Annotated in this window: 2 protein-coding genes, 1 tRNA gene and 1 rRNA gene; 3 read left to right on the top strand and 1 reads right to left on the bottom strand. The window is 70.5% G+C overall.

The features are described from left to right. Positions 1-132: 132 nt before the first annotated feature. Together rrf and GGE06_RS31020 are read left to right on the top strand one after the other, a co-directional pair. A 5S ribosomal RNA gene (gene rrf, locus GGE06_RS31025) occupies positions 133-249 on the top strand. Positions 250-253: 4 nt separating this feature from the next. Next, a tRNA-Thr gene (locus GGE06_RS31020) sits at positions 254-326 on the top strand. Positions 327-432: 106 nt separating this feature from the next. Here the strand turns inward: GGE06_RS31020 and GGE06_RS31015 are convergent. After that, positions 433-3,081 carry a SpoIIE family protein phosphatase gene (locus GGE06_RS31015; RefSeq protein ID WP_116158528.1) on the bottom strand — a complete coding sequence of 883 codons (2,649 nt, stop codon included), beginning with the start codon at positions 3,079-3,081 and terminating at the stop codon, positions 433-435. A 268-nt stretch (positions 3,082-3,349) separates the two neighbouring features. On the opposite strand from GGE06_RS31015, the gene GGE06_RS31010 reads away from it, so the two are divergent. Beyond that, the gene (locus GGE06_RS31010; RefSeq protein ID WP_181924485.1) at positions 3,350-8,827 is read left to right on the top strand and encodes a HAMP domain-containing protein; all 5,478 of its coding nucleotides are present in this window, start codon (positions 3,350-3,352) and stop codon (positions 8,825-8,827) included. The last annotated feature ends 195 nt before the right edge of the window (positions 8,828-9,022 follow it).

The following is a 9,022-nucleotide window of genomic DNA, read 5'->3' as shown; positions in this document are numbered from 1 at the left end:
ATGTGGAAGCCCCGTAAGGGGTGGAGCTGACCGGTACTAATAGGCCGAGGGCTTGTCCTCAGTTGCTCGCGTCCACTGTGTTAGTTCTGAAGCAATGAACTCCCTTGCCGGTTGAGTTCAACTTCATAGAGTTTCGGTGGTCATAGCGTTAGGGAAACGCCCGGTTACATTCCGAACCCGGAAGCTAAGCCTTTCAGCGCCGATGGTACTGCAGGGGGGACCCTGTGGGAGAGTAGGACGCCGCCGAACACCTGCCCTTTTAGCTCAGTCGGTAGAGCGTCTCCATGGTAAGGAGAAGGTCAACGGTTCGATTCCGTTAAAGGGCTCCGAAAAAGAAAAGGCCCCCGCCACTAGGCGGGGGCCTTTTCGTGTTTCCAGGACACTTGTCGGAAAGGACCGGCGCCTCCCCCTCCGGGGAGGCGCCGGCCTTCGTCAGCTGGGGTCCGGCTCGCGGAGGCGCATCGCCAGGATGGCCATGTCGTCGGAGGCCGGGGCCTGGGCGAAGCGTTCGACCGCGCGGAGGATTCGGGAGGCGACCGCGCCGGCCGTCAGGCCCGTACACGTCCTGAGGACCTCGGCGAGGCCGTCGTCGCCCAGCATGCGGGTGCCCTCACGGCGTTCCGTCACGCCGTCCGTGACGCACAGGAGCACGTCTCCCGGGTCGAGCGTGATCGTCTGCTCGTACAGCTCCAGGTCCTCCATGACGCCCAGGAGCGGCTGGGGTTCGGCCGCGGGCTCGACCGTGCCGTCCGGGCGGAGGCGCAGCGGCAGGGGGTGGCCGGCGCAGACGACCTTGAGGATCGCCGAGCCGTCGTCCTGCGGGCGCATCTCGCCGTAGAGGAGGGTCAGGAACCGGCTGCGGGCGCCCTCGTCGAGGATCGCCGCGTTCAGCCGCTCCAGGACGGCGGGGCCGCCGAAGCCCTCGCGGGCCAGGAGGCGCAGGGCGTGGCGGGCCAGGCCGGTGACGGCGGCCGCCTCCGGGCCCGTACCGCAGACGTCGCCGATGGCGAATCCGTACGCGCCGTCCCGGATCGGGAAGAGGTCGTAGAAGTCGCCTCCGACCTCGTTGCCCTCGCCGGCCGCGCGGTAGATCACGTCGACCTCGACGCCCGGGATGGTGGGCAGGCCGGGCGGGAGGAGGCTGCGCTGGAGGGACTGGCTGATCGCCACGCGCTCCGAGTACAGGCGGGCGTTGTCCAGGGCCAGGGCGGCCCGGCGCGAGAGGTCCTCGGCGAGCTCCAGGATCTCCTGGCGGAAGTGGTCCTCCGAGGGCCGACCGAGGGTCAGCATGCCGATGACCCGGTTGCGGGCGACCAGTGGCAGGACGACCGTCTCGCCGGCGACCGCGCTCGCGGTGGCCAGGGTGGTGTCGATGCCGGAGGACAGCGGGCTCGCGGGGTGGTCGAGGGCGCGGACCGAGGCGGTCAGCGCGGCGCGGTGCGCGGCCTCGCCCGGGGCGGACCAGACGCGGGCGCCGGGGGTCGGCACCGGGTCGGGCGGGGCGATGGAGGAGAGCAGGGCCTTGAGGCCGTCGATGCGGTCCTCGTCCTCGTGGAGCACGTACGAGAGGTACGGGTCGGAGGCCTGGTCGGCGATCGTGTAGACCGCGCACCAGGTGGCGAGGGTGGGGACCGTCATCTGGGCCATGAGGGCCAGGGTCTGGTCGCGGTCGAGGGTGCCGGCCAGGAGGTCGGAGGCCTCGACGAGGAAGCTGAGGGAGCCGCGGCGCAGGCGCTCCAGCTCGCCGAGGCGGGCCGACTCGACGGCCAGGGCGATGCGGTCGGCGGCGAACTGGAGGCGCAGGGCCTCCTCGTTGGAGTAGCGGTTCGCGGATTCGGCGGCCACGCCGAGGGAGCCGGTGAGGCGGCCCTCGACCTTCAGGGGGACCGTCACCACCGAGCGCATGCCGGTGCCTTCGAGGAGGGGGACGGCGCCGGGGACGGCTGCCAGGTCCTCGTGGACGGCGGGCATGCGGGCGGAGCCGTAACGGCTGGCGCCGGTCTCGACGGGGACGCGGGCGAAGCGCTGGCGGGCGGCCGGGAGTCCGGTGGTGGCCCGGACCTCGAGTTCCGTCTCGTCGTCGGTGGCGAGGAGGAGGAAGGCGGCGTCGCCGTCGAGCATGTCGCGGGCGCGCTCGACCGTGCGCTGGAGGAGTCCGTCGAGGTCGTCGGGGGCGGGGGAGCCGATGAAGACCTCGAAGGGGTCGGCGGCGGCGCGGCTCTCGGCGCCCGGTTCGACGGCGGGGCGCTGCGGGGTCTGGAGGACGGCGCGCTCGTGCTCCCGTACGAGGAGGCAGACGGTGGAGGGTTCGCCCTGGGCGTCGCGGACGCGGAGGTGCGAGGCGTACACGGGGATGACGCGGCCGTCGGCGCAGCGGATGCCGTAGCTGCCCTCCCAGCGGGAGAGGCGGAGGGCCTCGGCGAGGCCGGTGCCGATGCCGGGGGTGTGGGGCCAGGCGGCGAGGTCGCCGAGGGGTTTGCCGATGACCAGCTCGGCGTCGTACCCGAAGAGCTCCTCGGCGTCCTCGTTCCAGGCGGTGATCGTGCCGCCGCGGTCGATCTGGGCGACGGCGACGCGGACGCGGCTCTCGGCGACCGGGAGGAGGGCGTCGGGGAGGACGGGGCCCGCGGAGCGGGTGCCGACGGGGCGCTGGGGGAGGTCCAGGTGGAACCAGACGTGCTTGCGGGTGGGGGAGTAGTCGACGCCCCAGCGGTGGGCGAGGGCCGCGCAGAGGAGGAGGCCGCGGCCGTTCTCGCGGTCCGGGTTGCCGAGGGTGCGGCCGCTCTGGACGGGGATCTCGCGCTCGGGGTAGCGGTCGGCGACCTCGACGCGGATGCTGTCGTCGGAGCGGAGGCAGAGGACTTCGGCGGAGGTGCCGGCGTGGATGACGGCGTTGGTGACGAGCTCGCTGGTGAGGACGACGGCGTCGTCGACGAGTTCGGGGTGTCCCCAGCCCTGGAGGGTGTCCCGGACGAACGCGCGGGCGGCCGCGACGGACCGCCCGACGGGCTCGAAGGTGGCAGTCGCCCGCGCGGTGATCACGGCTCTCCTCGTACGCGTCTCGACGCCCGGCTCTGCCATGCTCGGTCTGTCCCTCCCGCTGCCCGGTGGTCGTGCGCACGCCACGCCGCCCCCGCCGGGCGGACCGGGGCGGTTGGACAGCCGGATGCCAGGTTACTTACCTTCGCTGTCCGAGCGGATGCCGGTCACCGTTGATTCCGTCCCTCGGGGTAGGGACGCTGTGCGAAGCTGCCGAACTGTTATCGCCTGGTTCGGTCACGGTGAAACACTGGGCAGGCTGACGGCGAGAGCCGGAGCGGTACGGTCGACCCCTTTCGGGAGGGACACGGTGGAGTCTGGCACGGCGGCGCGACGCGGCGGAGGCAGTGGCACGCGCGCGAGGGGCGGACGTTCCCGTGGGGGGACGGTCCAGGTGGACGCGGCGGCGCTGGAGCGGTTGCTGGCCGCGCTGGTGTCGATGCGGGACGGGAACTTCCGCAGGCGTCTCACGGTGTCCGGTGACGGGGTCATGGCGGAGATCACCGCCGTGTTCAACGAGGTCGCCGACCGGCAGATGCACGTGACCGGGGAGCTGTCGCGGGTCCGGCGGGTGGTCGGTCGCGAGGGCAAGCTGTCCGAGCGGCTGGAGGCGGGGGCCAGCGAGGGGGCGTGGGCGGCGGCGATCGAGGCCGCGAACGCGCTGGTCGACGATCTGGCCCGGCCGGTGTCCGAGGTGGGGCGGGTCCTGTCGGCGGTGGCCGAGGGCGATCTGGACCAGCGGATGGACCTGCGTTCGGAGAGTGCGGACGGGACCGTGCGGCCGCTGCGCGGGGAGTTCCTGAAGGTCGCCCGTACCGCCAACAACCTCGTCGACCAGCTGTCGGTGTTCGCGTCCGAGGTGACCCGGGTCGCCGTCGAGGTGGGTACGGACGGCAAGCTGGGCGGGCAGGCGCAGGTGCGCGGGGTGTCCGGTTCGTGGAAGGACCTCACGGACTCGGTCAACACCATGGCGAACCGGCTGACGGCGCAGGTGCGGGACATCGCGCTCGTGACGACGGCGGTCGCGGACGGCGATCTGTCGCAGAAGGTCACGGCGAACGTGGCCGGCGAGATGCTGGAGCTGAAGAACACCGTCAACCGGATGGTGGACCAGCTGTCGTCGTTCTCCTCCGAGGTGACCCGTGTCGCGCGCGAGGTGGGTACGGAGGGTGAGCTCGGCGGTCAGGCCGAGGTGGCCGGGGTCGCCGGTGTGTGGAAGGACCTGACCGATTCCGTCAACACGATGGCGGGCAATCTCACCAATCAGGTGAGAGGCATCGCCGAGGTGACGACGGCGGTCGCGAACGGCGACCTGTCGCAGAAGGTACGGGTCTCCGCGCGCGGTGAGATCGCGCAACTCGCCGACACCATCAACCAGATGACGGAGACGCTGCGGACGTTCGCCGACGAGGTGACCCGGGTGTCGGGCGAGGTCGGCGCGCAGGGTCTGCTCGGCGGTCAGGCGCAGGTGCCGGGTGCGGCGGGCACGTGGAAGGACCTCACGGACTCCGTCAACACGGTCTTCCGGAACATCACCACGCAGGTGCGGGACATCGCGCAGGTGACGACGGCGGTCGCCAACGGTGACCTGTCGCAGAAGGTCACGGTGGACGTGGCCGGCGAGATGCTGGAGCTGAAGAACACCGTCAACACGATGGTGGACCAGCTCTCCGCCTTCGGTTCCGAGGTGACCCGGGTGGCCCGGGAGGTCGGCGTCGAGGGTCTGCTCGGCGGTCAGGCCGAGGTGCCGGGTGCGGCGGGCACGTGGAAGGACCTCACCGACTCGGTGAACACGGCCTTCCGCAACCTGACCGGTCAGGTGCGGGACATCGCGCAGGTGACGACGGCGGTCGCCAACGGCGACCTGTCGCAGAAGGTCACGGTGGACGTGGCCGGCGAGATGCTGGAGCTGAAGAACACCGTCAACACGATGGTGTCGCAGCTGTCGTCCTTCGCGGACCAGGTGACCCGGATGGCACGGGACGTGGGCACCGAGGGCCGGCTCGGCGGTCAGGCGCGGGTGGACGGCGTGTCCGGGCGCTGGCGCGAGCTCACGGACTCCGTGAACTTCATGGCCGGCAACCTGACCTCGCAGGTGCGGCAGATCGCGCAGGTGACGACGGCCGTGGCGCGGGGTGACCTGTCGCAGAAGATCGACGTGGACGCGCGCGGCGAGATCCTGGAGCTGAAGAACACCATCAACACGATGGTCGACCAGCTCTCCGCCTTCGCGGACCAGGTGACCCGGGTGGCCCGCGAGGTGGGCACGGACGGGCGGCTCGGCGGTCAGGCGCAGGTGCCGGGCGTGGCCGGTGTGTGGCGTGATCTGACGGACTCGGTGAACGGCATGGCCGGCAACCTCACCACCCAGGTCCGCAACATCGCGCAGGTCGCGACCGCGGTGGCGCGGGGTGACCTGTCGCAGAAGATCGACGTGGACGCGCGCGGCGAGATCCTGGAGCTGAAGAACACCCTCAACACGATGGTGGACCAGCTCTCGAACTTCGCGGAGCAGGTGACCCGGGTGGCCCGCGAGGTGGGCACCGAGGGCATCCTGGGCGGTCAGGCCGAGGTGCAGGGGGTCTCCGGCACCTGGAAGGACCTCACCCAGTCGGTGAACTTCATGGCGAACAACCTCACCATCCAGGTGCGGAACATCGCCGAGGTCACCACGGCGGTCGCCATGGGCGACCTGTCGAAGAAGATCACGGTCGACGCCAAGGGCGAGATCCTGGAGCTGGTGACGACCGTCAACACGATGGTCGACCAGCTGTCGAACTTCGCCGACGAGGTCACGCGCGTGGCCCGCGAGGTGGGTACGGAGGGCATCCTCGGCGGCCAGGCACGCGTGCGCGGTGTCACCGGTACGTGGAAGGACCTCAGCGACAACGTCAACCTGATGGCCAACAACCTGACCAGCCAGGTGCGGAACATCTCCCGGGTCTCCGCGGCCGTCGCCAACGGCGACCTGACGAAGAAGGTCACCGTCGAGGCGCGCGGCGAGGTCGCCGAACTCGCCGACACCGTCAACACGATGGTGACGACGCTGTCCTCGTTCGCCGACGAGGTGACCCGAGTGGCCCGTGAGGTGGGCACGGACGGCATCCTCGGCGGCCAGGCGCGGGTGCCCGGGGTGTCGGGGACCTGGCGGGACCTGACGGACTCGGTGAACGGCATGGCCGACAACCTCACCGGCCAGGTGCGCCAGATCGCCGCCGTCACCACCGCCATCGCCAAGGGCGACCTCACCAAGAAGATCGACATCGACGCGCGCGGTGAGATCCAGGAGCTGAAGAGCACCATCAACACGATGGTCGACCAGCTGTCGAACTTCGCCGAGGAGGTCACCCGCGTCGCCCGCGAGGTGGGTACGGACGGCCAGCTGGGCGGTCAGGCCCGGGTCCGCGACGTGGACGGCACCTGGCGGGACCTGACGGAGTCCGTGAACGAGATGGCCGGGAACCTGACCCGGCAGGTGCGGGCGATCGCGGCCGTCGCCACGGCGGTGACCCGCGGCGACCTCAACCTCAAGATCGACGGTGTCGACGCGGCGGGCGAGATCCAGGCCCTCCAGGAGAACATCAACACCATGATCGCCAACCTGCGCGACACCACCCTCGCCAACGAGGAGCAGGACTGGCTCAAGGGCAACCTGGCCCGCATCTCCGGCCTCATGCAGGGCCGGCGGGACCTGGACGACGTGGCCTCGCTCATCATGAGCGAGCTGACCCCGGTCGTCTCGGCCCAGCACGGCGCCTTCTTCGTGGCCATGCCGACGGGTTCCGCGCACAGCGACGCCGAACTCGTGGGCGAGGGCGACGGCTCGTACGAGCTGCGGATGCGCGGGAGTTACGGATACTCCGCCGGGTCCATGCCGACCTCGTTCCGGCCCGGGGAGACCCTCATCGGGACGGCGGCGGAGGAGAAGCGGACCATCCAGGTCAACGTGCCGCCGGGCTATCTGAAGATCTCGTCGGGACTCGGCGAGGCCGCGCCCGCGCATGTGATCGTGCTGCCGGTCCTCTTCGAGGGCAAGGTCCTCGGCGTGATCGAGCTGGCGTCCTTCCAGCCGTTCACGCAGATCCAGCGGGACTTCCTCAACCAGCTCGCCGAGCTCATCGCGACGACGGTCAACACCATCAGCGTCAACACCAAGACCGAGGTGCTGCTCCAGCAGTCGCAGGAGCTCACCGAGCAGCTCAAGGAGCGGTCGGCCGAGCTGGAACACCGGCAGAAGGAACTCCAGGGCTCCAACCTGGAGCTGGAGGAGAAGGCCGAACTGCTCGCCCGGCAGAACCGCGACATCGAGGTGAAGAACACCGAGATCGAGGAGGCCCGGCAGGTCCTGGAGGAGCGCGCGGAACAGCTCGCCGTCTCCATGCGGTACAAGTCGGAGTTCCTCGCCAACATGTCGCACGAGCTGCGCACCCCGCTCAACTCGCTGCTGATCCTGGCCAAGTTGCTCGCCGACAACGCCGAGACCAACCTGACGCCGAAGCAGGTCGAGTTCGCCGAGACCATCCACGGCGCGGGCTCGGACCTGCTCCAGCTGATCAACGACATCCTCGACCTGTCGAAGGTCGAGGCGGGCAAGATGGACGTCTCGCCGACCCGCATCGCGCTCGTCCAGCTCGTCGACTACGTGGAGGCGACGTTCCGCCCGCTCACGGCGGAGAAGGGGCTCGACTTCTCGGTGCGGGTCTCGCCCGAGCTGCCCGCCACGCTCCACACCGACGAGCAGCGGCTGCTCCAGGTCCTGCGCAACCTGCTGTCCAACGCGGTGAAGTTCACCGACACGGGCGCGGTGGAGCTGGTGATCCGGCCGGCCGGCGCGGACGTGCCGCAGTCGATCCGCGAGCAGCTCCTGGAGGCCGGTTCGCTGCGCGACCCGGAGGCCGACCTGATCGCCTTCTCGGTCACCGACACCGGGATCGGGATCGCGGCGAGCAAGATGCGGGTCATCTTCGAGGCGTTCAAGCAGGCCGACGGCACGACCAGCCGGAAGTACGGCGGTACGGGTCTGGGGCTCTCGATCAGCCGGGAGATCGCGCGGCTGCTCGGCGGCGAGATCTTCGCCGCGAGCGAGCCCGGCCGCGGTTCGACGTTCACGCTCTACCTGCCGCTGAGCCCGACGGAGCTGCCGTCGAGCGGATACGGGCAGGGCGCGCAGGACGCCGAGGACCCGCAGCAGGGGGCCGAGGAGGGGACGGCCGGGGCCGTCCACCCGTTCCCGCACTTCCCGCCGCCGCCCGTACGGACGGAGGCGCGGTCCGGGGCCGGGGCGCTGTTCCGGCACCGGCGGAAGGCCGCGGCGGAGGCGACCGGGGGGCGGGGCACGGTCCCCGGGCAGTTCGGTCAGCCGGAGGCGGGCCGGGAGGAGGCGGAGGCCGAGCCGCGCCGCACCTTCAACTTCTCCGGTGAGAAGGTGCTCATCGTCGACGACGACATCCGCAACGTCTTCGCGCTCACCAGCGTCCTGGAGCAGCACGGGCTCGCGGTGCTCTACGCCGAGAACGGGCGGGAGGGCATCGAGGTCCTGGAGCAGCACGACGACGTGACGGTCGTGCTGATGGACATCATGATGCCGGAGATGGACGGGTACGCGACGACGACCGCGATCCGGCGCATGCCGCAGTTCGCGGGGCTGCCGATCATCGCGCTGACGGCGAAGGCGATGAAGGGCGACCGGGAGAAGGCGATCGAGTCCGGTGCCTCGGACTACGTGACGAAGCCGGTCGACCCCGATCACCTGCTGACCGTCATGGAGCAGTGGATGCGGGGGGAGTGATTCCGGGGCCCCGTCGGGGCGGAGCTCCGTGCTCCGCCCCCGCACGCCGACGGACTGTCGCCGTGGGCGTGTGAGAGGGCGGTATACGGGGAACCTTCTGGTCTCCCACCGCGTTTCTCGTCTGTGCACAGTGACATCGCGGTGACAGGGTGTGGCGACGGGCGGGGTGCGGCTACGATGACCGGCACAAGGACG

This window comes from Streptomyces nymphaeiformis (assembly GCF_014203895.1).
In the GTDB taxonomy this organism is placed as follows: domain Bacteria; phylum Actinomycetota; class Actinomycetes; order Streptomycetales; family Streptomycetaceae; genus Streptomyces; species Streptomyces nymphaeiformis.
Note: the sequence above shows the minus strand (reverse complement) of the source record. Positions and strands in the feature narration are given on the sequence as shown.

Coding starts and splice junctions, on each gene's coding strand:
- GGE06_RS31015 (WP_116158528.1), bottom strand. CDS start 3,081: ATGGCAGAGCCGGGCGTCGAGACGCGTACGAGGAGAGCCGTGATCACC.